The organism is Paenibacillus sp. S02 (assembly GCF_019454065.1).
Lineage (GTDB): Bacteria > Bacillota > Bacilli > Paenibacillales > Paenibacillaceae > Paenibacillus > Paenibacillus polymyxa_B.
The window spans coordinates 766,120-791,167 of record NZ_CP073682.1 but is presented as its reverse complement, the minus strand read 5'-3'; the positions used below and the strand labels follow the sequence as shown (position 1 = coordinate 791,167).

Annotated in this window: 25 protein-coding genes; 7 read left to right on the top strand and 18 right to left on the bottom strand. The window is 44.7% G+C overall.

Translation table 11 applies throughout. The annotated features are described in order from the left end of the window. Positions 1–2: 2 nt before the first annotated feature. The 4 genes from KAI36_RS03560 to KAI36_RS03545 all read right to left on the bottom strand — a co-directional run bounded on the left by KAI36_RS03560 (position 3) and on the right by KAI36_RS03545 (position 4,340). Positions 3–1,586, bottom strand: coding sequence for an amidohydrolase (locus tag KAI36_RS03560; RefSeq protein ID WP_220026974.1), 1,584 nt, complete (start codon positions 1,584–1,586; stop codon positions 3–5). A 134-nt stretch (positions 1,587–1,720) separates the two neighbouring features. Then, complete coding sequence (locus KAI36_RS03555) at positions 1,721–2,434, bottom strand: GntR family transcriptional regulator (RefSeq protein WP_220026973.1); 714 nt, start codon at positions 2,432–2,434, stop codon at positions 1,721–1,723. A 96-nt stretch (positions 2,435–2,530) separates the two neighbouring features. Then, positions 2,531–3,343: a PfkB family carbohydrate kinase gene (locus KAI36_RS03550; RefSeq protein ID WP_220026972.1), complete on the bottom strand. Its 813-nt coding sequence runs from the start codon at positions 3,341–3,343 to the stop codon at positions 2,531–2,533. A gap of 28 nt (positions 3,344–3,371) precedes the next feature. Beyond that, complete coding sequence (locus tag KAI36_RS03545; protein ID WP_220026971.1) at positions 3,372–4,340, bottom strand: SIS domain-containing protein; 969 nt, start codon at positions 4,338–4,340, stop codon at positions 3,372–3,374. Positions 4,341–4,691: 351 nt separating this feature from the next. On the opposite strand from KAI36_RS03545, the gene KAI36_RS03540 reads away from it, so the two are divergent. After that, positions 4,692–5,291, top strand: a complete 600-nt coding sequence (locus tag KAI36_RS03540; RefSeq protein WP_103744612.1) for a LysE family transporter — start codon at positions 4,692–4,694, stop codon at positions 5,289–5,291. 20 nt (positions 5,292–5,311) lie between these two features. Here the strand turns inward: KAI36_RS03540 and KAI36_RS03535 are convergent, their stop codons facing one another. Beyond that, entirely contained in the window at positions 5,312–6,649 is a 1,338-nt protein-coding gene (locus KAI36_RS03535) for an amino acid permease (protein WP_220026970.1), read from the bottom strand. Positions 6,650–6,857: 208 nt separating this feature from the next. Further along, a complete protein-coding gene (locus tag KAI36_RS03530) occupies positions 6,858–7,292 on the bottom strand; it encodes a hypothetical protein (protein WP_013308721.1) in 435 nt (144 codons plus the stop codon). 289 nt (positions 7,293–7,581) lie between these two features. Between KAI36_RS03530 and KAI36_RS03525 the strand changes: the two genes are divergently transcribed. Continuing rightward, complete coding sequence (locus tag KAI36_RS03525; protein ID WP_013369372.1) at positions 7,582–8,046, top strand: MarR family winged helix-turn-helix transcriptional regulator; 465 nt, start codon at positions 7,582–7,584, stop codon at positions 8,044–8,046. A 172-nt stretch (positions 8,047–8,218) separates the two neighbouring features. On the opposite strand, the gene KAI36_RS03520 is transcribed toward KAI36_RS03525, so the two are convergent. The 8 genes from KAI36_RS03520 to KAI36_RS03485 all read right to left on the bottom strand — a co-directional run bounded on the left by KAI36_RS03520 (position 8,219) and on the right by KAI36_RS03485 (position 17,938). Continuing rightward, complete coding sequence (locus KAI36_RS03520) at positions 8,219–9,811, bottom strand: glycoside hydrolase family 32 protein (RefSeq protein WP_220026969.1); 1,593 nt, start codon at positions 9,809–9,811, stop codon at positions 8,219–8,221. 106 nt (positions 9,812–9,917) lie between these two features. Beyond that, complete coding sequence (locus KAI36_RS03515; protein WP_276572458.1) at positions 9,918–11,417, bottom strand: glycoside hydrolase family 68 protein; 1,500 nt, start codon at positions 11,415–11,417, stop codon at positions 9,918–9,920. 609 nt (positions 11,418–12,026) lie between these two features. Further along, positions 12,027–13,541, bottom strand: coding sequence for an MDR family MFS transporter (locus KAI36_RS03510; protein ID WP_220028042.1), 1,515 nt, complete (start codon positions 13,539–13,541; stop codon positions 12,027–12,029). Between the two features lie 173 nt (positions 13,542–13,714). Further along, entirely contained in the window at positions 13,715–15,274 is a 1,560-nt protein-coding gene (locus tag KAI36_RS03505; RefSeq protein ID WP_220026967.1) for an ABC transporter ATP-binding protein, read from the bottom strand. A gap of 56 nt (positions 15,275–15,330) precedes the next feature. Beyond that, complete coding sequence (locus tag KAI36_RS03500) at positions 15,331–15,918, bottom strand: ECF transporter S component (protein ID WP_220026966.1); 588 nt, start codon at positions 15,916–15,918, stop codon at positions 15,331–15,333. A gap of 157 nt (positions 15,919–16,075) precedes the next feature. Then, positions 16,076–16,834, bottom strand: coding sequence for an energy-coupling factor transporter transmembrane component T family protein (locus tag KAI36_RS03495; RefSeq protein WP_071639500.1), 759 nt, complete (start codon positions 16,832–16,834; stop codon positions 16,076–16,078). Then, positions 16,818–17,414: a GNAT family N-acetyltransferase gene (locus KAI36_RS03490; protein WP_220026965.1), complete on the bottom strand. Its 597-nt coding sequence runs from the start codon at positions 17,412–17,414 to the stop codon at positions 16,818–16,820. The genes KAI36_RS03495 and KAI36_RS03490 overlap by 17 nt, the downstream gene beginning before the upstream one ends. A gap of 218 nt (positions 17,415–17,632) precedes the next feature. Continuing rightward, positions 17,633–17,938 carry a hypothetical protein gene (locus tag KAI36_RS03485; RefSeq protein ID WP_220026964.1) on the bottom strand — a complete coding sequence of 102 codons (306 nt, stop codon included), beginning with the start codon at positions 17,936–17,938 and terminating at the stop codon, positions 17,633–17,635. A gap of 330 nt (positions 17,939–18,268) precedes the next feature. Here KAI36_RS03485 and KAI36_RS03480 point away from each other — a divergent pair, with 330 nt between their 5' ends. After that, positions 18,269–18,748 (top strand): GAF domain-containing protein, encoded by a 480-nt coding sequence (locus tag KAI36_RS03480; RefSeq protein WP_220026963.1) that lies wholly within the window; start codon positions 18,269–18,271, stop codon positions 18,746–18,748. Positions 18,749–18,837: 89 nt separating this feature from the next. Then, positions 18,838–19,314: a hypothetical protein gene (locus KAI36_RS03475; protein WP_023986958.1), complete on the top strand. Its 477-nt coding sequence runs from the start codon at positions 18,838–18,840 to the stop codon at positions 19,312–19,314. Between the two features lie 98 nt (positions 19,315–19,412). Here KAI36_RS03475 and KAI36_RS03470 read toward each other — a convergent pair whose 3' ends face one another. The 3 genes from KAI36_RS03470 to KAI36_RS03460 all read right to left on the bottom strand — a co-directional run bounded on the left by KAI36_RS03470 (position 19,413) and on the right by KAI36_RS03460 (position 21,831). Next, positions 19,413–20,177, bottom strand: coding sequence for a MerR family transcriptional regulator (locus KAI36_RS03470; protein WP_220026962.1), 765 nt, complete (start codon positions 20,175–20,177; stop codon positions 19,413–19,415). A 252-nt stretch (positions 20,178–20,429) separates the two neighbouring features. Then, positions 20,430–20,801 (bottom strand): MerR family transcriptional regulator, encoded by a 372-nt coding sequence (locus KAI36_RS03465; protein WP_013308707.1) that lies wholly within the window; start codon positions 20,799–20,801, stop codon positions 20,430–20,432. A gap of 115 nt (positions 20,802–20,916) precedes the next feature. Continuing rightward, a complete protein-coding gene (locus tag KAI36_RS03460) occupies positions 20,917–21,831 on the bottom strand; it encodes a transcriptional regulator (RefSeq protein ID WP_258382241.1) in 915 nt (304 codons plus the stop codon). Between the two features lie 249 nt (positions 21,832–22,080). Here KAI36_RS03460 and KAI36_RS03455 point away from each other — a divergent pair, with 249 nt between their 5' ends. The 3 genes from KAI36_RS03455 to KAI36_RS03445 all read left to right on the top strand — a co-directional run bounded on the left by KAI36_RS03455 (position 22,081) and on the right by KAI36_RS03445 (position 24,218). After that, a complete protein-coding gene (locus KAI36_RS03455; RefSeq protein ID WP_220026961.1) occupies positions 22,081–22,545 on the top strand; it encodes an AbrB/MazE/SpoVT family DNA-binding domain-containing protein in 465 nt (154 codons plus the stop codon). A gap of 419 nt (positions 22,546–22,964) precedes the next feature. Then, positions 22,965–23,471: a hypothetical protein gene (locus KAI36_RS03450; protein ID WP_025719259.1), complete on the top strand. Its 507-nt coding sequence runs from the start codon at positions 22,965–22,967 to the stop codon at positions 23,469–23,471. A 219-nt stretch (positions 23,472–23,690) separates the two neighbouring features. Continuing rightward, positions 23,691–24,218: a hypothetical protein gene (locus KAI36_RS03445; RefSeq protein WP_220026960.1), complete on the top strand. Its 528-nt coding sequence runs from the start codon at positions 23,691–23,693 to the stop codon at positions 24,216–24,218. 179 nt (positions 24,219–24,397) lie between these two features. Here the strand turns inward: KAI36_RS03445 and KAI36_RS03440 are convergent, their stop codons facing one another. Further along, positions 24,398–24,964 carry an NAD(P)H-dependent oxidoreductase gene (locus KAI36_RS03440; protein WP_220026959.1) on the bottom strand — a complete coding sequence of 189 codons (567 nt, stop codon included), beginning with the start codon at positions 24,962–24,964 and terminating at the stop codon, positions 24,398–24,400. Positions 24,965–25,048 lie beyond the last annotated feature (84 nt).

Here is a 25,048-nt window from a genome sequence, read left to right as displayed (position 1 = left end):
GTTTATCCCTCATTCCAAGAATGGTTATACGTAACCTTCCCTCCCATAATGGTCAATATCACTTGGGCGTCCCTGATGTCACCAGCGGATGCGTTAAGGAGGTCGCGATCAAAAACGGCGATGTCAGCATATTTTCCAGCCTCCAGCGTGCCTGTAACCTCTTCCATATAACAATGTTTGGCTCCATTAATGGTCCATGCCTTTAAAACTTCGGATGGCGGCATCCCTTGGTCAGGATACCAGCCTCCTGCAGGCGAGCCATCCGGGAATAATCGGTGAGAGGCTGCATATAGCGAATCGGGAACACTGGTGATAAATAAAGGCAGATCAGTCCCAATGGTTATTGGCACATTAGCCTCCAGCATAGATTTATAATTATAAAACCGATTTTCATTACCTTTGCCTACCACAACAGGCATATAGGCCTCTTCATAGGTTGGATTCAGTAGCAGGATTTGGGCGTAGACTTCGGCAAAAATTTCGTTCTCGCCCATTCTGATCAGATCATCTGGATGAGGATACTCTAGATCACTGATAGAATGTCTGATAAGGTTATTACCTTGTTGTTCGCGGCATTTTTCAATCATGGATACCGCTTGGCGAATCGCAGCGTCACCTTCTGCAGTTAGACAGCATTTGATACCTTGGCTGTCTGCTTCCAGCACAGAGGCTTCAATCTTTTTGTAGTCAACCGTCCTCAAAGTCGTTACTCCGGGCATATCTGCGTAAGGTTCCAGCATGTCCCCCGTATGATCTGCTACGACACCGTCAAGCATCAGCTTGTATCCTTGGAAACGAATAAGGTCTCCATTATAAAGTGCTTTATACTTCATTCCGGTGGCAATATCAAGCGATTCAACAACGGGTTCAAGCGAGAAATGAAATCTGAGCGGCAGTTCCTCTGTTTCTTTCAATTCTTCTAGGATCGGCAGCAGCTCGCTATGCCGGTCAAAGCCAATATCTTTTATGGAAGTAACTCCTCGTGCAGCTAGTATGCGGCAAAACTCCATAAACTCTTGTTTGACAAGGCTGTGGTCCTGCATCATAGCTTGGAGCAGCAATGCGCGTGCCTCAGCACTGCATTGATCCGGCAAAAATTGATATTTCTCCTGAGCCAGTCGGTTCATCCAGCAGTAGCTTTTATTTAGGTTAATGGCAATTACCGCACGATCAGGGAACAGCTCGTCTAACAAGCTTTGCTCAGGCAGCTTGCCCCATCCTTCCTCGCTCCAACCGTAAGCGGTTACATCTTTCCCTGGCGGAAGGTTGTTTGCCGCTTGTAGCATAAATTTCACTGCTTCTTCGATCGAGGCTGCATGAGTCAAATCCACGCCCCGATGCATCGACATATATCCGGTAAAAAATACATGGTTGTCATGAACTCCTGGCATGATAAAAGCATCACCCAAATCACAGACAACCGTTTCCGCTCCTATCCAAGCTTGTGCTTGCTCGGGACGCCCTACTGCTGCAATACATTCTCCTCGCAGTGCAACAAACCCAGGCGAAGCTTCATTTTCTAAGCCATTAAAAATAGCATTTGACAGTAAGACTTTGTCCGCTAATGTGTCATTCTTCCCTTGCACAGTTTCACCCCCTCATTATTTATCCGCCTATAACATAACGTAATATAACGTTATAATATTGCTTCTGCTTCTCTTATGAAGTGGAAGCAGAAGCTGCGCCGTACCTGAATAACATTACCTAACAGGCAACGGATTTATATTGAGAATTGATAACGGTCTCCAATGATGTACTGCTTACCTACATGAACGGGGCTTCCATGCTGATCATAAATAATCGTGTGCATGTAGAACAACGCCTGTCCGATGGCCGTCTCCAGCAGCTTTGCCTGGTATTCATCCGCCAAAGCGATTTGTAATATCGTCTCTCCCGGTTGGTTTGGATCGATGCTGTATTTATGACGCAGCAGTTCGTATACAGACCCCTCCAACTGTTCTTCCATTAGAAAAGAGAATCGGTCATAAGGATAAAAATTATTCTCCAGCATTAGCGGTCGATCACCGGCGTATCTCTTGCGCTGAATAAATAACACTTTTTCTCCTTGTGGCAGCTGCAACTGATGTGCAATTTCCTCATCTGCTTCTATGATTTCACGTTCTGTGACCACACTGTGTGAAGAGAGGCCGTTGGATTTGCAGGCAGCTGTAAAGCTGATGATATGTTCAATCTTCCGCCCAATTTTGGGTACATTGACAAAGGTACCTTTGCCTTGACGTTTGGTCAGGTAACCTTCATGAACCAATTCGGCAATTGCTTTTCTTACGGTAATTCGACTTACATTGTAGGTCTCGCTTAGCTCAGTTTCGGTCGGTATACGACTTCCCTGCGTAAATGTTCCATTATGAATAGCGGTTTTGACTGCTTTTTGTAATTGAATATATAATGGCTCTGCTTGATCTGAATTCAACATAATGTGCCCTCACTTGTCATATAACGTTATATTACTCCCACTTAGAGTATCAAATGTTACATATTCTTACAAGTGAAGATATTTGAAAATATTTTATTAGTAACGGACGCCGTATCCGAAAGAACCTTCTACCAGACAGCTCTGGGCGGCAACCCTCGAACCCTCTGCCATAGCGTCCTGAATGTTGCTATTTTTTAAAAAGCTCAGTAAAAAGGCGGTTATATAAGAGTCTCCTGCCCCCATCGTATCCACAGCGTCCACGGAATCAGGCATTTGAAAATAGAACTTAGTACCATCATAGGCAATAGATCTATCTCCACCGCGTGTGGCTACCAGGATTTGCCCCTCTTTTTTTCGATTGGAGCGGATATAGTTCTGTGTCTCTTCATCCGTCATATGGCTGCAAGAAAAGAAAGCGAAATCGGCATACGCAATATATTTCTCCACCTGTGCATCTACGAAATCATCCGAAAAGTCAAAAGAAAGAGGGATTCCCAGCGTCTCCAATTCAGGCAGCAAGTGCCCTGTATGACTGTACAAGCCGGTGTGAATAAGGTCGAACCCGCCAACATAGGCCTTGTCATCTTCACTCAGCTCCAGCGGATGGAGACGTGTAACTCCTCCCTCATTGCTGCCCAGAAATACTCTGTCTCCGTCTTCTAGGGTTACACGTGCGCAGCCGTTCTCACCGCTGTGATATCTGCACCGTGAAATGTCGATTTCCAGCTCACGGAGAATGTGTTCTACATGTTGTGCTTCGTTATCATCTCCGAATACTCCTATAAAGGCTGCATCTACTCCTTCTTTTTTGGCAAACACACTGAAATTAAGCGCATTGCCGCCAGGATACATCATGCGCAGATGAACATATTTATCTACCACATTATCGCCAATGCCTAGAACTTTCATGATGGTTTCCTCCTGTTGGTAAGTGCGCTTAGTAAGCTACTTTGCCCATATAACGGCGAGTTTCCAGTGGGTGATTGCGTACATTTGCGAGTGCTTCACGATAAACGCATACAATGCTGTAAAATAAAACCGGGTTAAAAAACTCGACGACCTCGTCGGCAATGGTTCCGATTCCAAGCTCCTTCGCATCGATCACTTCCACTTTCTCGGCATATTGATTCAGGAAAGTCCGTGCCCGTTCATCCAATGCCCGTGTGCGTCCTTCGTTGATCATCAGAATAAATGGAGTTTCTTTATCCGTTACTTCAAACGGACCGTGGAAAAATTCACCGGAATGGATTGACGCCGCATGGAGCCATTGCATTTCCATCAGAGAACAGATAGCAAATCCGTAGGCATGTCCATAAGAAGCTCCGCTAGTCAGAATATAGAAGAGATCTTCATTGCGATATTTGTCAGCAAATACACTCGCACGCGGTTCAACTTGTATTTTTGCCCGGTTAATAATTCCATTAATTGCTCCCAAGCCGTTCTGGAAAGCTTGATAATGCACATAGCCTTCAGCGATCTGAAGCAGCTCAACAGTAAGCTCTAAAATAATGGCCATAGGATTATTTTTGACATCGCTCTCATCTCCCCATTCGTAGAGGAATGAATAATCGGAATAATTGAGCAGTGTCGCTTCACTATTGTGGGTTAAGCCGATGGTGTAAGCGCCTTTCTCTTTGGCTGATTTAGCAGCCGCAACCGATTCCGGTGTGTTTCCACCATGGGAGCAAACGATGACTACTGCGTTTTTACCTAAACGTTTTGGCAGCGCGTGCACAAATTCATTTGCTGTATACATGCCTGCTACCAACTTCTTTGCTTCACTATCCAGAAAATATTTTGAGGGATACATATCGACTAATGAGCCCCCGCAGGCTACTAAATAAACCTCTGAAATCTTCCCACTCGCTTGTTCATAAATCGTTTGAACCGTCTGATGTACATTCATTGTGATCTCTCCCTTTTATATAACGTTATATAACGTATTGTTTACGAGATAAATATAAGCGCTTTCAATAAAAGTGTCAAGCCCAATTATTCGATCAAATAGACTTTTTTTTATAACCTGTCATTAAAAATGCTCTAATCCTTTTGTGTACGGGATTAGAGCTCCTTTTTTAGTTTTAATTCATTGATAGTGGTTGGCAATAACGAGACTACTCCTGCAATATACGTACAAAAAAATGGTCTTACAGATGGGTTTGTCCGAATAAACTAATATAGACAAATACATAACATCCAATAATACTCAAGGAGGAAAAAGGACATTAATACGTTTATCAGTTATATTTTTCTTGGTTTGTCACTTTCCGCTCCCATTGGACCGATTAATGCCGCACAGTTGGATCGAGGTATTAAGAATGGGTTTTGGCATGCCTGGTTTATTGGTCTTGGTGCAATAACCGCAGATATAATCTATATGTTGCTTGTCTATTTGGGAATGATCCACCTTCTTAATGCCCCGTTTGTCAAAGCTTTTTTATGGTTGTTTGGATTTTTCGTGCTTGTGTATACAGGTCTTGAAAGTATTAAAAATGCTGGCGTGATTTCAGAGTCCGAATTACGGGGAAATGGTAATACCCTAACCAACTCATTCCTAGCGGGCTTCCTGATGTCATTATTCAATCCTCTCTCCATCCTGTTCTGGCTTGGGATTTACGGGTCCATACTCGCAAACGTCGCTAATTCATATCCAGTACAACAGCTAATGATCTTTAGCGGAGCGATTGTATTAGGTGTGCTACTCTGGGATGTGACTATGGCAGCCGCTTCAAGTATTTTCCGTAGGTTTCTAAAAACCGGATTGCTTAAAACCATCTCTTGGATGTCTGGATTATCTCTTATCGGTTTTGGCTTTTATTTTGGTGTACAAGCATTTCAATTACTTTTTTTACGCTAACACTTAACTTCCTGACAAAGTTAACGAGATTCCTTGGTGGGCTTTCGGCGAACCCATTGTACGATAAGGTCACATATTGCAATTAACAAGACAAGCAATAAGCTGATGTACACTCCCGGGCGGCTAAGTTTATGAAAAAATGATCCGACCACAGCCATAGCTATCAACAATAATCCAATCCAACGTTTAATATTATTTGATCTACTCGATTCCAGTAGCTTACCTGAAGACAGCAAAATAAAGCACCAATTATACAACAGCATTAAACCCGCTGCAGTAGTGATATATTCATATACTTTTCCCGGTAGTAGCAACGACATTACGATGGCTGAGATTAATCCGACGGAGATCAAACTAAGTGCATAAAGAGGATATTTACCCTTCCACTTCCGTGAAAATAATGTGGGGGCATCTCCTTCCTGTGCGAGCGTAAGCATCATTGATGTCTCTGCATATAGGGATGCTGTCATTGTTGAGAACCCTGCAATAATAAGCACTCCATTAAATAAATGAGGCACAAAAACTAGATGATCGCTGCTGAGCGCAAGCACAAAAGGACTTTCTTTCGGGTTAAAGGCACTTAATGGCACCATAGACACAGCCAGACCAATCGAAAGCACATACACTGCAACCAGTGTAACCAGCATTACTTTTCCTGCTTTAGGTGCATCCTCCGGTTTTTGAAGCCGATTAGACATAATTCCGAGCACTTCAATACCTCCGTATGCATAAAAGGCAAAAATAAAAGATGACCACAATCCTATACCGCCGGTAGGGAAAAACTCTTTGTAACTGTTGGGGAGCTTTGGATTATATTTTCCTCCTCCGATCCAGCCTGCCAAAAGAGCAACGGCCAAGACCAGAAACATAACAATAGCCGCCATTTTAATGATGGCCAATACATTTTCAACTCGATCAAAACCCTTATTGCCAAAAAAAACAATCACAAGCCCTAAAATCCCGAAGCCTGCCGCAAAGATCCACATCGGTACCTGAGGAAACCAGAAGCGTGAGAATATAGATAGCGCGGTTAGTTGACTCCCATTGATAAGCAATTCTGAAAACCAATATACCCAGCCACTGCCGAATCCTGCCCAACTTCCAAATGCTTTTTGGGCATAGGAACGGAAAGAACCCTGTTCAGGATGATCTGCCGTCATTCGCGAAAGAGCATCAAACACTACATATGTTCCAACCGCTGCCAAAAAGTACGCAATCAGTACGGCTGGACCGCCAATAGAAATCGCTAAGCCGGACCCCAGAAAATATCCTGTACCGATAGTACCTGCAACTCCTAACAAGCTAAGTTGCCACCATTTTAGTTTTTGTTCTTTTTGCATACCAGACGGTTTGTCCATTTAAAAAATCACCCTACTCCTGAATTTTGAGACAGATCTCTCCATTCTTTAGATTGCCCTCTCCAATATATTTCATGTGAATGAATGACTCTTCTTTATCAATAAAAAAGCACCAGCTAACCCGCTCAAGGTTTACTGGTGCTTTTACTTCACAAAACATTTTTGGAACATAAACATCCACCTGAACGACATTGCGTCATCATTCGGGTCAAATATGGATACTTCCAGAAAATCCATCCACTTCGTCCTCCGGTTGTTGATCAGAGCTGACGTTGTGCTCCCCCGTTGTGTTGCTGTACGTTCGAGAGGAGCCGTTTTTATACGCTTCACTCCAATCCTCGTTGATCGTGTGCGCCGGGATAATCCAGTCCTCCGGGCTATAACCTGGATTTTGTACGCCGACATTTCCTTGCAGATCGGGAATTGCATCCGGTCTAGAGAACAGAGTTCCTACCTCAATCATACTTCCTTCATAGGCTTGGCAAATCTCCAATGCAGACAGCACATCCTGGTTCTCAATATGAACACTGAGACCTGTGTCACCATTTGTGCTGGCGGAGTATCCAATTTCCTTTAATGTTTCACAGGCTTGGGCGGCTTGCTGCGGATCACGAAATTGAAAACGGAAAGAACCCGTATCCATGTGTTTCATCTCCTCTGAAATAGCTTATTTTGTTAATTGGGGTCATTAGTTTAGGTATGTTATTTTTAATATAACCAACCGGAACAGTATTTTTACATTCAAAACCTTTATTTTTCAAAAATTTACTTTAAAGCTTTGAAATTAAATAGTTAAAAAAGCAGCTACTGTGACAAATCGCATGTTTTCGCTACGTAAATCCCTTTATGCTAGTAACAAGGGTATGGTTGCCCGGTCATCCGAGCCGAGCGGTCAAAGGATGCCCAAATCCATACATAAAGGCGGAATGAAGATGATAGATTACCGAACATTGGTGACACAACAATCTATGCATTTGTATAGCGTGTTTGCCAAGTCATTCAAAAGTGTAAACGAACATGCGGTTGCTGGCATCAAAACGGTGGGCTTCAACCCAACGGCCTTTGCCGTGATGGAAGTTTTATATCACAAGGGCGCGCAGCCAATCCAACAAATTGGAGCAAAGCTGCTTCTGCAAAGCGGAAATGTCACTTATGTTATTGACAAGCTGGAAAGCCGCGGTTATTTGCACCGTCACCCGTGCGACCAAGATCGTCGGATTATATATGCAGAATTGACGGACGAAGGACAACGTGTCATGGACGAAATTTATCCTGATTATACACGTCAGATTGAACGTGCCTTTAGCGGAATCAGTGAAACCGAAAGAGATCAACTCATCGGCTTGCTCAAAAAATTGGGCCGTAGCGCTGATAACCTGTCACCTTATCACAAATAGAACGAATAGTAATTTTAGCAACTGATCGTTTGTGAATAAACGAACAATCTTATAGCTGTGCTAAACGAAAATTTAGATTTACACAGAAAAGTCCACCCTTATATTCATGAGTGGACTTTTTATATACCTGAATAGAGCGAAATATGCCCAAGCTTACGAGCAGCATAACCTGCTATCGACTAAAATGTTTGACCACTACATTATTAAAAATTGCTGGACCGCCATCGGAAAACAGAGTGATTTTCTGATCCTCTAATCGTGGAAATATTAAGGAGGAAAAAGCTACTGCTCCATCATCGATAAACACTTCAATACTGGTTTTATCGACGAGAATGTTCAGGTGGACCTTTTTCTTATCGGGATCAAATGGCGCCTTGCTCTCTACATATTTTCCACTCTGATCCGGCTGCCCAGTGTTCGCTCTGTTTACGTAAGAGTATTGACCGTCCACTGAGACACCCACATCGACATGGCGCTTGCCATCCGTCGACTCTCGAAGCCTCAATCCTACATTTTTAATCGTGGACCAAGAGACATCCGCCTCTAGCTGATAGGCATCGCCTGCTACCGGAAGCCGGTGAGTACCCTCTACTTTAATCATTCCTAATGATTTTTTGGATGTTTGGAATCGCTCCAAATTGGGTATAGGCTGTGAAACCAAACGATATCCAGCATCTGCCGTATGTTTCAGTCGAATTTGGCGAACAATCGAATCCATTCCATTAAAGCCTTCCTTTAGGGTAGGCGTGTTATTGGCATAATCCCAATTGTTCATCCAGGCCAGAGCATAACGGTGACTATATTTATCTTTGTCTTTTCCTTCCTCGAACGTAACTGCACCATACCAGTCAAACCCATAATCCAGCCACCCAGGTTCACTGTGATCAGGGAGAAATGCTTCTCCATTAAAATCTCCCGTCCAGTAAGCATACGTGTTGGGTCCGCCTGTTGATTTACTATTGGCGCTCACACCTAGAATCCATTGATAGGTTCCATCATCCGCCCGCATCCGGTAAAGGTCAGGACATTCCACAAGCCCGATATTTTCCGTTTGAAAGCCGCTCGTATACCGCCAATTCTTTAAATTATCAGACTCATAAAAGCCAATCTTTGTTCCCTCTGCCATGACCATCACCCATTGATTACGTTGAGTATCTCGGATGATTTTGGGATCTCTGAAGTCCTTTGTACCGGGGTTGGACATCACAGGCTTGTTGCGGTAAGAAGTAAACGTCTTGCCTTTGTCCTTACTGTACCACAAAAATTGTTCCTGCTTTCCGCCATCTGCGGAGGGCTGTGTCACAATGGCTACCAGCGTGCCTTTTCCAAACCCTGCGGTATTATTATCATCGATCACGACCGAACCGGACCAAGGATCTCCATTCTGGTTCGTATATTTGGGAATCGCCACCCCCTCATCTTTCCAATGAACCAGGTCGGTTGATGTGGCATGTCGCCATTCTGTACCGTTCTTTTTGGGATAGTCACGATTATACAAATAGTAATAATGATATTTTCCATCAAAATAAATGGGCCGTTGAGGATCATTCTTCCACTTATCCGGAACGGTAAAATGATAGGATGCCCGGTAGGTTGGTGTTGTATGCTTACTTTGATTAGCTTGATTTTTTGGATTTGCAGCAGGTTTTTGGGGTTCGGCTGCATCCTGTTGGTACATACTCCATCCCATAGCTATAAATATAGTTAAGCCTGTGATGATTACAACGGATCGTATCCAAATGCTCTTGGGAGCTTTTTTTCTCATTATGACGATCCTCCTTACCTCTCATTACATCGTTATGTATCGTCCGACGGACGACAGATCGGGTTGCTACCAAGCCGCCGCCTTCGGACATACTGCATATACCTACTTATTTCTTTCCATATTCATTTTGGTGTTCTTTTTTATCATTCGCTGGATCAATCGTGATTTGCCCTTGCTCCAAAATACCATTTTTCACAACAGAGGTTTTCGAGCCTTTAATATTCAGCAGGAAGCTTGGTGCGAAAGTAGATTTGTGATCCGGGAAAAGCCCTCGATTAGTCATATAACTCGAAACGACTACATTATTGCCTTTGCCTTGCGGGATAGCAAAATGGGCATACGTCCAGGTAATATCATCACGATCCAGATCCTGATGAAGAACGAGACCGGTTCCATTCAACGGTTTATAAGGCCCTGTCAAGGAAGTAGAAACATAACCCAGCATGTAAATATCATCGTCACCGATCGCATCTACAGTCACCTTGGAACCTCTCGTACTCGTAAATAAATACCACAAACCGTTCATTTTGAAAACATTCGCCCGTTCAATTTCATCTGTTACCAGATTGGATGCAATCAAAGGGGGCATTACATTTTTCAACGTATAATCATCATTCAATTCAACGATGCCCAGTGCGCCGTTCGCCAGCTCAGCTCCTTTTTTCTTAGGACTTTGCTGCAGGTTAGAAAGCTCTTCACTGAAGAATTTCTTATTGCCGCCATAATAAGCTGAGTTTTGAAGCGAATCTTCGCCTTGGTAGCCTGTCTCAGTCCCTGTATTGGCTTCAAATATAATATATTTGTGGCCTTGATCCTCGACATAGTGAGGGTCTCTAAGGGTATGATTATCCATATCCACTCCGACGCTTTGCTGCACATTTTGATAGGTTTTCCCATCTCCACCGTCATAGATGGATTTCAAATCCTCGACTCCATCTACTTTCAGTGTCTTATCATCAGACTGAGAGACATTAATTTGAGCCGTACTCAAGGTTTGCTTGCCGAATAATTTGTTATTCGGATCATAGGGCTGTCTGCTGGTATAGAATAAACGTACTTGTCCATCAGAGGTTAAGGTAGCTGAACCTGACCATTCTTCTGACTGATTTTTTAGAATCGGATCGTTGGCAAGCAATTTATCATTGTCCTTAAATACTCTGCCGGCATTTTTCCAGCCGCTCAGTGAAGTATCGCCCGCTTTTTGATAAAACAGGTATATGAATGTATCCTCGCCTCTTTTAGGATCGCCTGCTAATCCAAAAACGATATTATACCCTTTGTAATTGGCTACTGTGCCATCGGCATTTTGTAACGGCCAAGAGTCCCAGACATCGAAATCAATCAGCTTGCCTGAGCTATCGCGACCAATAGCAGAAGGAATATTCTTAATTGTAGAGGCATCGAAGGACGGAACCTCATATTTCTCTTTGCCTTGCTGTTTGAAAATATTCAGCATGTCATTACGCGTAATTTGCGTAAATGCATTGTCTGTTTTGAGATCAGATGCATCATTTTCCTCGGCAAAAGCCTGAACGCCGCCTCCTAACAGCAAGGTAGTTGCTACTGTTGCAGTGGCTGCTTTACTGAACCATTTGTTAAACTTCAAGTACTCCATCTCCCTTAATCTAATTATGCTTCTAGATTTGAAACCCAACTTTTTGGTTGGTAGGGCCATTTTATACGGTATGTCAAACGATTGATATAGACTGAAAAGCCCTATTATATGAGGTAAGAAAACAGGCGCCTCTTGAATTTCATCCTCATATTTTCCTAGTAATTTTCTGAAAATTCCTTTTTTTTCATTCCTATTACATTCAGAAAAATTTGCTACTTGATTTTTTTCCGTGTCCCATTTTGCTAGGTTGGTTGCTTCATTCACATGCAAAATCGTTCTAAAATAAATCATACAAAGCCCAATTTGTAAGCGAATTCAAAAAAATGGTTCCTTAGTACCCTACAGCTCAATTCAGAAACATATTTTTTGTTACAATTTCTTAAGACTTTTTTACCATTTTGTTACCTATACCCTATGAATATATCGCAATCTCAAAGAGATTTTTATTTTCTTTTTGTATGCTGGGAAATTTATTGGTCCTATACGAGATGGTTTTTTGTTGAATCAGTAGGAGGAGAGACCTTTGAATAAAGAGATAGCCCGGACTTTTATTCAAAGGTCCGGGCTATCTCTTTTATAATGAAAGATTTATATTATTTTTTATGCGTGTTCTCTTTGTGGTGTCTTTACGCGCTGATCTGCCTCTTCTTCCGTACCCGGCGGGCGGTTCCGCAATCCGAGGACGACAAACCAGCTAATAACTGCAATAACGACCATGATAACGAACAGGGAATGCAGACTGTTTTCCAGTACAGAACGAAGTAATCCGGCAACCTTGTCACTTAGACTCTGTGAAGCATGAGGTGCAAGCAGACCGTTAATATCCTCCTGCGTTACCCCTTGCTGTGTAAGCTGTCCGTCTGCTGTCTGGGCAGCAATGCGATAATTCAGCCATGAACCGAAGGCTGCAACCCCGATTGTTTGCCCCAACGTGCGCAGGAATGTATTCAAAGCTGTAGACGCGCCACGCAACTGGAACCCGACCGAGGACTGGGCAATAATCGTAAACACAGTCATCGAGAAGCCGAACCCCAGTCCATACAACAATGTAGACAGGAACAGCAGCCAGATCGGGGCCGTTTGGCCCATCAAGGTCATGACGAAGGCCCCCAATACAATCAGGGTCAGCCCAATCAAAGAGGTTCGACGTGAGCCCAAGGTCAGCAAAATGCGTCCTCCGATCATGGAGCCAAATAGCCAGCCTACGGACATTGGAGCCAGCGCGAGGCCAGATGAAGCGGCATCTCCACCGTGTACACCTTGAATCCATAGTGGAAGATAGCTAGTCAGTCCGATCAGCAGGGTGCTGACTAACAGTGCTGCGGCACAGGAATAAGCGATATCCCGTATCCGAAATAGCTTTAGTGGCACCATCGGTTCCTGAGCGCGTTTTTCGATAACCAAAAACAAAATCAGGAACAAAATGGCTACGGCAGCCAAGGCCAGCAATTCAGGAGAAGCCCAACCGATATACTGCCCGCCCAGTGCCAATACGAGCAAGAGAGCCGTCATCCCGATGGTAAAGGTAACCGCTCCCGGCACGTCGATACGCGCAGTACGCTTGCTTACCTGTTCCCGCAAGTAACGGGCGATGAAGAACATAGCCAGCAATCCAAAGGGAACGTTAAAGCCGAAAATCCACTCCCAACCAAAATAGGTAACCACATAACCACCCAAGAGAGGCCCGATCAGGGAAGAAATTCCCCATACGGAGCTGATCATACCTTGGACTTTGCCGCGTTCCTCCATTTTGTATATATCACCGATAATGGTAAAGGTAACGGGAATGACACCACCCGCACCAATACCCTGAATGGCCCGGTAGATAATAAGCTGCTCCATACTACTAGCCAGCATACAAAGCAAAGAGCCAAGTACAAACAACGAACAGCCGATTAAAAAAATGGGTTTTCGGCCAAACAAATCGCTAAGCTTGCCGAAAATAGGCGTGGTCACTGCCATCGTCAGCAAATATGCCGTGAAAATCCAACTGAGCAAATTCACACTGCCCAGTTCGCTAACAATCGTCGGTCCCGCTGGACCGATAACCGTTCCTTCAATTGCGGCCAGAAAAGTGGCCAATAGAACACCTGTCAGCACGAGTCCGCGCTTCATGGGTTTATCGTTTCCCAAGCAAATCACAAATCCTTCCCTTATAAAAACTATGTTGTATCTGTGCTGTTTGCCTTTCCAGATTGGATTATTACCCGCACTGCATAATCGTAAACAGGCGGCCTATATAGGCCGCCTGTTTTGTACGATGTATATATATTATTGTCTACAAGTCGTTAATTTTTGTCAACTGTAATCATATGATAAATCTCACTATTTTCCACTTTATAGAGATGACCCTCTTCCATGCACAGAACATTGCTGGCAAAGCTTTCAGCCACCTGCATATCGTGGGTGATGACCAGAAAAGCCGCACCTTCGGCAGACTGCTCTGTGCACATACGGAGCAGAATACTCGCCCCTTCGTAATCCGTTCCTGCGGTAGGCTCATCCAAAATGTATAGCTTTTTGGGCAAGATGAACTGTGCCGCAACGCTCAAGAGCCTTTTTTCGCCTCCACTTAGCAGGAACGGGGAGGCATCCAGTCTGTGCTCCAGCCTGGCGGCGGCCAGCAAGCGCTGCGCCCGTTCCACATATGCCGCGGGAACCGGCTCCCCGGTCCGTAAACCAAGCTTGGCGCGCACGCTATACAAGCACTCCTCCCACACCGTTGCAGCTGCAAACTGATGCTCTGGCTGCTGGAACACATAGCCGATTCCGGTAGCCAGCTGGTGAATTGGCAGCTTCGCCATATCCTGCCCCTCCCACCGCATGCACCCCTTCGGTGCTGGGAGTAGGCCCATGAGCAACTTGCCGAGCGTGGTTTTACCCGAGCCGTTCTCACCCAGCAGCACGGCTCGTTCACCGGGCGCAAGAGCTAGGCTCACGCCCTTTAGCGCTTCCCGCTGGCTACCGGGATAGGTGAAGGTCAATCCCTTCACCTCCAACAATGGCTGCCCAGCGCGGTCCGCCGCTGAGCCGGGATTCACCCCCGGCTCACGTGGCATGTCTCCCCTCCCTGCGGGAGAGGGGAGCAGCCCCAAGGCGGCCAGCTGCGCACCATGCTCGCGCAGCAGCGTTTCGGGCGGACCCTGCAGCTGCACGGTCCCGCCTTTCAAGACGATGACGCGCTGCGCTGCTCGCGCGCCATCGTCTATGCGGCCGGACGCGGTGACCACCGTCCGGCCTTCGGCATGGAGCCTTCGACATAACAGGGCGAAGTCGCATACAGCCGGCGGGTCCAACTGCGCAGCTGCGTCGTCGAACACGACCAGCGGCGCTTCTAACGCCAGTACCGCAGCAATCGCGGTGCGTTGGCGCTGGCCTCCCGAGAGGCGCCGCACGAAGGAGCCGCGCTCGGGAGCTAGGCCGACGGCCTCCAGCGCAGCAGCAATGCGCTGCGCTATTTCTGCCGGAGGCACGCGCAGGTTCTCCGGCCCAAAAGCAATCTCGTCTTCGACGATTCCCTGTACCAGCTGGGCATCCGGGTCCTGAAGCACGACGCCGACAGTGGTGGCGACAGTAGCCAGATCAGCGGTATCGGGGTCCATCCCGTACACGGTCAGCTCCCCTGTCCGTTCGCCCTCACCGGAACGGGACAATCCGCCATGAAGCAGTTGACATAGCGTAGACTTTCCACTTCCACTAGCTCCGACAATGGCTACATGCTCACCCACCGCAATGTCCAGTGTCAGACCATGTAACGCTGGCTCTGCCTGATCATCATACCGATAGCCAAAATTCTTCAAGGATACGGCTATTTTACGGCTAGAATTATTATCGCTATGTTCATTCATAACTGAAATACCCTCGATCCCCATTGTTGAAGATATAACCACACGCATAGCCACGGCTATGCACGTGAAGCGCGTCCCAGTTCAAAACGTTTTAACAGTCCCGTACGATTTAAGGCATCGCCCAGCACTTTCGTCAGCAGACCGCATAGGACAATGCCGCTCAGGATACGAACGACCAGTGCAATCGTTAGCACCTTCCAACCCCAATGCATATAGCCAAACATATTGGCTGCGACAATAAACCACAGCGGAACCATAGCCCCACCCACTAGCATCAGCGAAACTGCGTTCCAGCGCCGATATCGCAACAAGGCAAATACCAACTCAGCCGCAATCATATAGCAGACAGCCGCCGCGATAATAGAAGCAATTCCATAAGCAGAGCCCATAAAAGACTGCACTACCGCGCCAAAAGCATAAGCAATAACCGCCGTACCCGGCTTACGAATAATATAATAGGCCAACAAGCCGTATATCATGTACAGCCCGACAATAGCGGAAGTTGCAATAGGCCCTCCCAGACTATTTAATGTTTTGTTAATGATCGACAAATACACGGTCATGACGCCGTTCAACGTGGCCAGCATCGCCATGAGTACGATATCCAGCGTTGTAAACTTTGCAAACATACGAGATTCCTTCATATGTACTTCTTGACTCCTCTCCCTATCTAATCTATAAGATTACAGCTCTGATCCTTATACAAGCTGCTACTGTATAAATGTATTCATTTGCAGCCTTATTGTCAACCTAATTATATTTAATAGGTTGACAATAAGAACAAAAATAAGAGGCTTCACTTTATAAGCTCCACCATAAAACAGCCGTAGTTAATACAGCAGTCATAGCACATAAATTGCCTACACGCCCATTGTTCAGTGTACGAAGATATGTCCGTTCTGCATAAGCGCCGAAACCTTTGCCCTCCATAGCCAGCGCCGTCTGCTGAACCCGTCTTACAGCATTCACCAACACGGCAGCCGCATACCCGCTCCACCATGATAACCGATTGCCCCACCCTCGTGGTGGTTCCTGTCCACGAACACGCCGTGCTGCCATAATGGTTCGCCCTTCTTCTTCCAATAAGGGGAGAAACGTTAGTGCCACTGAAATACCGAACGCAAACCGATAAGGAACACGCAAGCGCAGATTCAATGCCTGCACAAAATCTCGGGGATCGGTCGTCGAGAGATAGATATAAGATGCCAAAAACAACACAAAAATCCGCAACGTTAACGCCCCTGCGATATCCAGTCCCTCTGCTGTAATGACAATGGGTCCCCATGAAGCCACGGTATGTCCTTCTCGAATCGCTAGGATAGACAGTATAAAATACGGGATACCTAAACCAATCAGGAACGACATAGCCCGAAGTTGGCGTGCTAAGGTCAAACGTGCGCCCAAGCCAGCCACAGCAATCAGTACAGCCAAGAGTGCTGCTTCCCGCAACGTCGAATCCCATGCCATCGACAGGAGGCTAAAACATCCCACCCATATTAGCTTACTTAACGGCCCTAGCCTGTGCAGCGGCGACGAACCGCCGTTATACTGAAACAGCATTTCGTTGTGCCTCCAATCTGAGCCATTCTTCATGCAGTAAAGAATACATCAGCATATCCTTAAAACCTGTAGATGTATGCTGTACCTGCCGCAGCAGCCCTTCCTTTGTCCAGCCCATCGAGGACAGCAGGGCTTGCGAGCCTGTATTACGCGGGTCCACCAGCGCTTCGATCCGATTCAACCGAATCGTGTTATACCCGAATGACAGCACCAAGCGTAGCGCCTCGGTCATGTAACCCTGTCGCCAATAAGGCTTGGCTATTTCATAACCAATCTCGGCTTTATAGGCTCCCTCCGTCTGCCAATAATTAAAACCACAGCTTCCAATCAACTTCCCATTCTCCTTCAGCTCTATTCCCCAGCGCAGCGCATCCTCCGTCTTCGCCAGCTCATTCAACAGCTCAATCATATCCTCTGCGTCCTCACGTCCTGACATACCAGAAAGGTTCATATAACGGTGAACCTCCGGGTCAGACCAGCAAGCGAACATCGTAGACGCATCCCCGCTTTCCATCCTTCGCAGCCAAAGACGCGGACTTTCCAGCGGTGGTATATGCCCTTTACATGCATATGCACACATGTTCAATCATCCTTCCAGCATTAAAATGACTAAATATACGCTACATTTAAGCATACACCTTCAACAAACACAACCTTATTTAAAGCTGAGAAGCTTATATATATAAATAGCCCTCCTGTTCCTAGAATTAGGAATTAGAAGGGCATCTTCTATATTATAAGAGATTAAACCGTTTGAGGGCTTGTCTTCCGAATCAAAAGTATTGAGCATCTAAGCCTTTAAGAAGAGGCTCGGGTAGTGGTGCGAGTCGGTTTTTTCACAACATCCTTGTACAGTACGCCCAGCATCGACTGAATTTCCTGTAATTCATCGATCCCTGCACCAGTAATGCTGAACATATCATCATGCGGTGTCAGAAAGTTTTCCTGCGTCAGGTTTTCAAGCTCCTGCTTGACCTCACGTTCTCCTACACGGTAACCGCGCTCTTCCAACACAGGTTGAATATCTCTTACCGTGAGATCGTTCTGATGTGCATAAGAAAGCATCTGTATACGGATAAACAAGTTCTGAACATCTGCATGCATAATTGTAACTCCTCCCTGGCCTAGGCCAACCATGTTACACTGTTTTTACCCATAGAGGATAAGCTGGAAACAGATGAGGGCAACCCTTGCTGAATTACTTTCTATATTGTTTGCCCCGCTAAAACGTACAGCTTTCCCCTTCCCAAAATGATTCTGTACAGAGGTTAGAGTACGGAGAATACCGAAAGGTTACAAAGTGATTTTCCACTTGACTGAATATATACAATCGTTATATCTTAAATTAATTAACCAATGGTAAAAGCGAATTGCATAATTACCTATTTTTGATGATATATACAACCAATTTAATGTTAGGAGCGTGAACTCTACATGTTTCAAGCTATTCCTTACGAAGGCACACGTCATGAACAATTCGAATCGGTTCTTGGACAACTCCGGGCACTTATTCATGATGAATCCAATACCATTGCCAATCTGGCGAATGCTTCAGCATTACTCGGTCATTTCCTTCCAGATATTAACTGGAGCGGTTTCTATCTTTATGATGGCACTGAGCTTGTACTTGGTCCTTTCCAGGGATTACCTGCATGTATACGGATTCCACTGGGACGTGGCGTATGCGGTACTGCAGCCGCAGAACAACGAACGCTTGTTGTAGATGATGTGCATGCGTTTCCAGGACATATCGCCTGTGACGCTGCTTCCAATAGTGAAATCGTTATTCCCCTTGTCAAGAACGGGGAACTGATTGGAGTGCTGGACATTGACAGCCCGCTAAAAGGCCGCTTTGATCACGAAGATCGTGTATTCCTAGAGGAATTTACGGCTATTCTGGTGTCTAGCTTGTAACCAAAATTGTGCATATATATGGTCTCCCTTCGCCACAATATATGAGGGTCTGAAACCCAAAATTATGCGGCGAAGGAGATTGATGATTCATGTACAACAACATGGCTCCACAACAACAACTTCATCAATGTGAACAAATCATGCAGCAATTGGTACAACAAACACAGCAAGGAACTGCCATGTATCAGCAGTTGCTGCAACAGGAACAACAAAATGCATCCAGTCTTGAAAGCCTGGTGCAACGTGAACGAAGTGCAGCTCAAATGATCCAAACTGCAATTCAGCATCACCAGCAGGCTATGCAGCAGTACCAGCAAGTTATTCAACTGTGTAGTCAGTTGGAAAACTCTATTCGATCCAGTAGTCAAATGACTCAGCCCGGATTTGGCGATAGCTACGCCTCACGCAGTATGCAACCATCCTCCTATAATGCAGGAAGCCACATGAATCACAGCTTCCCGCAACACATGGGGACGACTGGACAGCATTATGTAAGCGGTAGTGGCATGCAGCAGTACGGAAACAACAGCCAGCAAGGCATGAGAGCGACACAAAGCAGCATGTAAACTGCTCTACACACAAAAAGGGTGAACAGTAGGCCATCGGAATTGGCTTGTTGTTCACCTCTTTTTCAGACCTTTTACAGCCCTTCTTCCCCACTTTGTTAATTTAATTCCCGTTCGGCTAGAACTTTCATCCCGTCTCGCAAATACTCAGCTAGTCCGGGGCGATAGCCTTCATACATTTTACTGAAATCCTCATGCTCCACATACAAGTCTCCCAGCCCGCTATAAATTTCTGCTGTAGGAGTATAGAATCGGCTTACCCATTGAAGATGACGGCGGATCAGTGCCTGTACTTCTTCACTATTATGCTTCAATCCTTTATTCATGGCTTCAGCCAGCTGCCGATGAATCTGATCAGCCTCTGCCTGTGAATCCAAATAATCCTCTTTGCTCCAGTTCTTTGTCGCCGTCTTGCTTTCCTGAATTGTTTCCTGAGCCTCTTGACCATAACGGCCTGTCAAATCACGTTCGTACATTTCCTGCTTTTCCGGGTTAAACCCTTGGTACATGTGCTCTGGTTTCATTGCTTGTTCCCCTTTCAAATGAGCCACCGTTTCGTCGATGGTCTGTAGGAGAGTATGCAAGCGGAAGACTTTGGCCTCGACCTTGGCTCGATGCTCCTGCAAAACCTCGGCTTTTTGTTCCTTGGTTTGCTCCAGCACATTTCCAATTTCAGATAAAGGCAAATCCAGTTCCCTGTACACCATGATTTGCTGAAGCCTCAAAAGTTGTTCCTGTTCGTAATAGCGATATCCATTATTTCCAATATGATGCGGTTTCAGCAATCCGATTTCATCATAATAATGCAAAGTTCGTACGCTGATTCCCGACAGATTAGATACTTCCTTTACCGTATAGGCCATTCCGCTTCACCTCCCTTGCTTGACAGTCTAGTGTCTCACGTGGCGTGAGAGTCAACACCCCCACTTGCCCACCTTGGTACTACACTTTTACCCTATAAGCGCGTTGTGAACCGCCCATTTTCCATACTTACGACCTAGAATCTGCATCTTTAGATATCTATGCAAAAAAGCCCTCCAGCACGTATTCTCAAATATGCCGGGGGCTCCATCTATTCGATTTGACTTTACCACTATTTACAGATCAAACGATACCTAAGAGAGGCTTTTCCCCATAACCACATGATCATAAAAAGCTATCTTTTGAATAATTTTCTCCAAATTGTGCTGCGTTTGTGCCACATGTGCTTCCACTTTCTTTTTGTGGGCTACAAGAAAATCTCTTCTCTCTTGGATTGTAGCTTCTCCTTTTACATTTAGCTCAAGGTATGCCTTAATTTCTTCAATAGTCATCCCTGTATCTTTCATAGCCATAAGGAACCTAATCCAATCGATTTGTTTTTCGGTATATACCCTTCTGCCACCTTCATCCCGACCGACATCAGGTAATATGCCTTCTTTTTCATAATAACGAAGGGTAGATGCGGGCAATCCGCTCTTGATTTGAACTTCTTTAATGGAGTACATGGTTATTCCCCTCCTCGTTCTTTTATTTTCTCTTCAAGTCAGCTTTAACGATAAGTATAAGTTTTCATAGTAAAGAGTGCAAAATTAAGATTCCGATATTCGTCTAGCAGAAAAGCTAGCTCTCTCCCTGTCCTTCTTCTCTCAATTTCCCAATATAACTCCTAACATTCTCCTCCGGATGGTTCACTTCCCAATGATCCAACAGCCGATTAACCTCCTCATCCTGAGGATTCAGCCGATAATAAAATATGGCCGCTCGTAATTGGTGATGCTCTTCGACAGGTTCATCGTCGGGCCAGTGGTACTCTTGCTTGCCATTCCCATCGGTAGTCCCTATAGCTCCATCCAGCAAGGGGGAACGGCCTTCTAGGCCTTCACCGCGGGCAATTGCTTTGAGAAAATCGGCATGCCTCATGGCAACATCCGGCGAACAACGGTACAAATTCTCGAAAATATCAAAGGCATCGATCGGATCGTATTCCAGATTCTCAAGGAAATGCCTTTGCAGCAGCGAAGCAACCTTCTTATTGCCCGTCAGTCCGGACAGAAAATAGAACGTGGGCATTTGTGCCTCATAACGAAAATCGTCGACATGGCTGATAATATCATCCACAATCTGATCGGTCTGAAGACCTTCACGTGCTAATCGAGTTAGTACCCGTACCGCCTTATATTGCGTCCAATCGTACACACCAAACGCCACCTCATACAACATGGGAATCGATTGTTCCTTGTAATAGTAGATGATCTCAAAAATCGCATCCTGTTGAATATGAAGCCAGTCGCCCAAACCTTCGTACTTTCCCGCCAAGCTCTCTGGTTTCTGCAACTCCGTCCCAAAAAAATAACGCGGAAATAGAGCCAGTGCCTCTTCCCCCAGCATAGCAGCAGACTTCTTCGCCTCGGCGGTAAATTCCTCTGGTTGATCTATTAATCCGCTAACCTTTATAATCGCTGCTGGAATAGCAGTATCCAAATCGATTGCCACCACAGCTTTCTTATTCTTCTTCCAAAACTGAAGTATTCTCATATGTAATTCACATCTCCTTATCCCGTGTTACTAACAATTTCATTGCCAACTAGAATATCCTTTATGAATATATATCGGAAATTCTTTATAATCTCCTCAACACGTTTCCTCTAATAATAAAACATATTTTGGTAATTACTTGTATACTTTTCAACAGTTTACTAAATATATGCGATTGCTTCTCTAAGCCTATTCTTTTTTATCATAACTATTTAGTATTATAAGGATATAAAAAAAGGAGGTTATCATTTGAAAAGTACAGGTATGACACGTCCCCTAGATGCGTTAGGCCGTATCGTTATCCCCAAAGAAATGCGAATTTCCATGGATTATAATGTGGGTGATCCTGTTGAGATTTTTGCAGATGAGGAAACTGGTATTCTTGCCTTTCGAAAATATACTGGGGTGACGTGTAAAATGTGTGGTTCAACAGAACAATTAACTTATTTTAGAGACAGCTTTATTTGCGGGGATTGTATTGAAAGTTTAAAAAAGGGAATACATTTTAGCCCTATCCTAAGACCAGCCAAATCAGCTTTATCCAACTCACAACGATCTATTAAAGAGCCCAAACGTCTGCGGCGATCGACACAACAGATGATCGAAAGTCTAAAAGAATTAATGCAAACACACCCCAATGCAGCACAGCACGAATATGCCAAAATACTTGAAGTTTCCCAAGCCCGTATATCCCAGCTCAAAAAAATGCTATAACTACAGCTTGATACCTACATAGATATACACCAGAGATTTCATCATGTGCAGCTACTTTTGAACCGTGATACGCAGCATCATAGCTAACCGACAAAACGCATGAACGTCCATGCGAAAATTCCAAACTAGGTATAAAGAACCACTGCATGACTTGCAAGCGAGAACACCTATAAGCAGAAGGCTGTGCTACATTTAATAATGGTTCCTGAATTAAAAAATGACCTTCTTTAATTAGAGAAGGTCATTTCATTTATTTATTCATTTTTCTATAGTAAACCACCGCACACTTCTAATGTTATTTTTCAATTAATCCACTTTAACCCCAATAATGTAAAAAATATTTTACAACTATGATTTATCACCAAAAAAAGTAAAACTGTTTTTACATATGGTTGTAAATAAGGACGGGTGAATCTAATATGAACAAACCTGCTCAAATTATTTCTATTCTTATACTTTCCATAAGTGTAAGTGTGTTTGCTGGTTGTGGAAAGCAAGAAACAACGGATACATCTACCAATGAAACAATACCAACAACCTCAGGTACGGTAGTAAAAGAAGGAACAGATCAACCAGTCGCCATGCAAAACTTGGACGAGATCAAATGGAATGATGTTAAAGACCCTCTAATTGAGGATGCCATGATAGCAAAACTCAAAGCAGCAATAGCTGCCTTCGTGTCAAAAGATTTGGATCAATTCCATGCTGCGCTCGGTCCAGACGTTGGAACAGGTCACGATTACCTCTTCGATCATCCGGTGAAGTTTACTGGTATTGCTGAAGCTATGAAAGAAAATAATCGGATATTGATACCCATTGTAGGGGAACGGCTGAATAATGAAGAAGGATATTCACCCGATATACGATATACCTTCTATTTAGAAAAAGATAAAGATGGTGCATGGCAAATTGTTTCAATTGATTAACTAAATTCTCTAAGATGCATTTATCTCGATTTCATCCATGATGCTATAAACCAAATGTTTTTCATTCGTAAAGGTATGTTTTTAGTAGTCGCTAAAGGCACACTTTTTTGGGACAATGAATTTTTTCAAGAAAATATCTTGTAGGAACATTGCCCATTCCAACGAGTACGTTTGCACATATGATGTTGCAAAATTCAATTTAAAGGAGAGATACACACCTTGTCTAAACATTCTTCTCATCGTTCGATGGGGCCGTTACAACCACATTTCGCGACCACTACTGAAGTGAGCAATTTTGTTAATTTATGGGGAATATTTACTGTAAATGGTCAACAGATCGTCGCTTTTGTAAAAAGCGTAGATCCCACTAACAAATCAATGTTAGTGCTATATCCTAATGGTACGCAGTCTTATATTGATGTTACTCAAATCAGTCAGGCACAAGGCCCTTATCCAAGTATGCCTTCTATTCCAGGACAAAGCGGTGGTCAGGGCGGCGGTCAAGGTGGTGGATCGCAGTGGCCTCCTCATGGTCAGGGCGGCGGTCAAGGTGGTGGATCGCAGTGGTGGCCTCAACATGGTCAAGGCGGCGGTCAGAGCGGTGGGTCGCAGTGGTGGCCTCAACATGGTCAAGGCGGCGGTCAGGGCGGTGGGTCACAGTGGTGGCCTCAACATGGTCAAGGTGGTGGATCACAGTGGCCTTCCGGTGGATCTCGTAGCGCCAATCGGAAAAATCGGAAAAACTAATATCCAACCCTTATTGTAGCAATTGCCGCTTGCCATGAGCGAGTGTCGATTGGAACACATTCAATATTGGATCAACCCAAAAGACATCGCCTGTAGATGCACGCGATGCCTTTTGGGTTAGCCACTGGCTACTTCGATTCCCCTAATTCTTAATCCTCTGCCCCTAAAACATATTTCCATTAGGCTTTGCTGGCCATATCTGCAATCTGGCGAAGCCACTTCTTACGCGTATCTTCATCAGAATGGGGTACCGACTCGAAGAATATATGATACATGACGTCAAGTCCACAGTATTCAAATATGCCTTTGTCGGACGTCAAGCGAAGTGCTTGATCCATGCCATTGCTGGCATATTCCGCATGTGATTTTCCTTGCGTATTGAGGATAATAGCTTTCTTTCCCTTGAGCATTCCCATCTGCACTCCATTTACATATTTATAAGCAAATCCGTAAGAGAATACGCGGTCAATATATCCCTTCATAATGGCTGGCATCCCCGTCCACCAAATAGGATAAATAAAGGTGATTACCTCTGCCCATTGCAAAAATTCCTGTTCACGTACAACATCTTCTCCGATTCCTCTAATAACCTCGCTGCTGCTAACCACAGGTTGAAAGTTGATTGCATATAGATCACGAACAACCACATCATGTCCTTTTTGCTTTAGCCCCTCGACTGCTGTGGTCAAAATTGCATGATTAAAGCTTCCCTCGGATGGATGTGCGTAAATAATAAGATGCTTCATGTTCTCTCCTCCATTTACTTTATAATAAGTGATTGATCAATTACTTAACTTCGTACTCCTTCAATCAACTGAATATGCTCAATC

What these genes read in the sequence shown, in the direction of transcription:
- KAI36_RS03510 (WP_220028042.1), bottom strand. Translation starts at nt 13,541, where the DNA reads ATGAAGCGCGGACTCGTGCTGACAGGTGTTCTATTGGCCACTTTTCTG.
- KAI36_RS03480 (WP_220026963.1), top strand. Translation starts at nt 18,269, where the DNA reads ATGTTTCAAGCTATTCCTTACGAAGGCACACGTCATGAACAATTCGAA.
- KAI36_RS03460 (WP_258382241.1), bottom strand. Translation starts at nt 21,831, where the DNA reads ATGAGAATACTTCAGTTTTGGAAGAAGAATAAGAAAGCTGTGGTGGCA.
- KAI36_RS03535 (WP_220026970.1), bottom strand. Translation starts at nt 6,649, where the DNA reads ATGGACAAACCGTCTGGTATGCAAAAAGAACAAAAACTAAAATGGTGG.
- KAI36_RS03555 (WP_220026973.1), bottom strand. Translation starts at nt 2,434, where the DNA reads ATGTTGAATTCAGATCAAGCAGAGCCATTATATATTCAATTACAAAAA.
- KAI36_RS03505 (WP_220026967.1), bottom strand. Translation starts at nt 15,274, where the DNA reads ATGAATGAACATAGCGATAATAATTCTAGCCGTAAAATAGCCGTATCC.
- KAI36_RS03495 (WP_071639500.1), bottom strand. Translation starts at nt 16,834, where the DNA reads ATGCTGTTTCAGTATAACGGCGGTTCGTCGCCGCTGCACAGGCTAGGG.
- KAI36_RS03530 (WP_013308721.1), bottom strand. Translation starts at nt 7,292, where the DNA reads ATGGATACGGGTTCTTTCCGTTTTCAATTTCGTGATCCGCAGCAAGCC.
- KAI36_RS03470 (WP_220026962.1), bottom strand. Translation starts at nt 20,177, where the DNA reads ATGGCCTATACGGTAAAGGAAGTATCTAATCTGTCGGGAATCAGCGTA.
- KAI36_RS03550 (WP_220026972.1), bottom strand. Translation starts at nt 3,343, where the DNA reads ATGAAAGTTCTAGGCATTGGCGATAATGTGGTAGATAAATATGTTCAT.
- KAI36_RS03500 (WP_220026966.1), bottom strand. Translation starts at nt 15,918, where the DNA reads ATGAAGGAATCTCGTATGTTTGCAAAGTTTACAACGCTGGATATCGTA.
- KAI36_RS03520 (WP_220026969.1), bottom strand. Translation starts at nt 9,811, where the DNA reads ATGAGAAAAAAAGCTCCCAAGAGCATTTGGATACGATCCGTTGTAATC.
- KAI36_RS03490 (WP_220026965.1), bottom strand. Translation starts at nt 17,414, where the DNA reads ATGTGTGCATATGCATGTAAAGGGCATATACCACCGCTGGAAAGTCCG.
- KAI36_RS03485 (WP_220026964.1), bottom strand. Translation starts at nt 17,938, where the DNA reads ATGCATGCAGATGTTCAGAACTTGTTTATCCGTATACAGATGCTTTCT.
- KAI36_RS03465 (WP_013308707.1), bottom strand. Translation starts at nt 20,801, where the DNA reads ATGTACTCCATTAAAGAAGTTCAAATCAAGAGCGGATTGCCCGCATCT.
- KAI36_RS03440 (WP_220026959.1), bottom strand. Translation starts at nt 24,964, where the DNA reads ATGAAGCATCTTATTATTTACGCACATCCATCCGAGGGAAGCTTTAAT.
- KAI36_RS03450 (WP_025719259.1), top strand. Translation starts at nt 22,965, where the DNA reads ATGAACAAACCTGCTCAAATTATTTCTATTCTTATACTTTCCATAAGT.
- KAI36_RS03545 (WP_220026971.1), bottom strand. Translation starts at nt 4,340, where the DNA reads ATGAATGTACATCAGACGGTTCAAACGATTTATGAACAAGCGAGTGGG.
- KAI36_RS03525 (WP_013369372.1), top strand. Translation starts at nt 7,582, where the DNA reads ATGATAGATTACCGAACATTGGTGACACAACAATCTATGCATTTGTAT.
- KAI36_RS03475 (WP_023986958.1), top strand. Translation starts at nt 18,838, where the DNA reads ATGTACAACAACATGGCTCCACAACAACAACTTCATCAATGTGAACAA.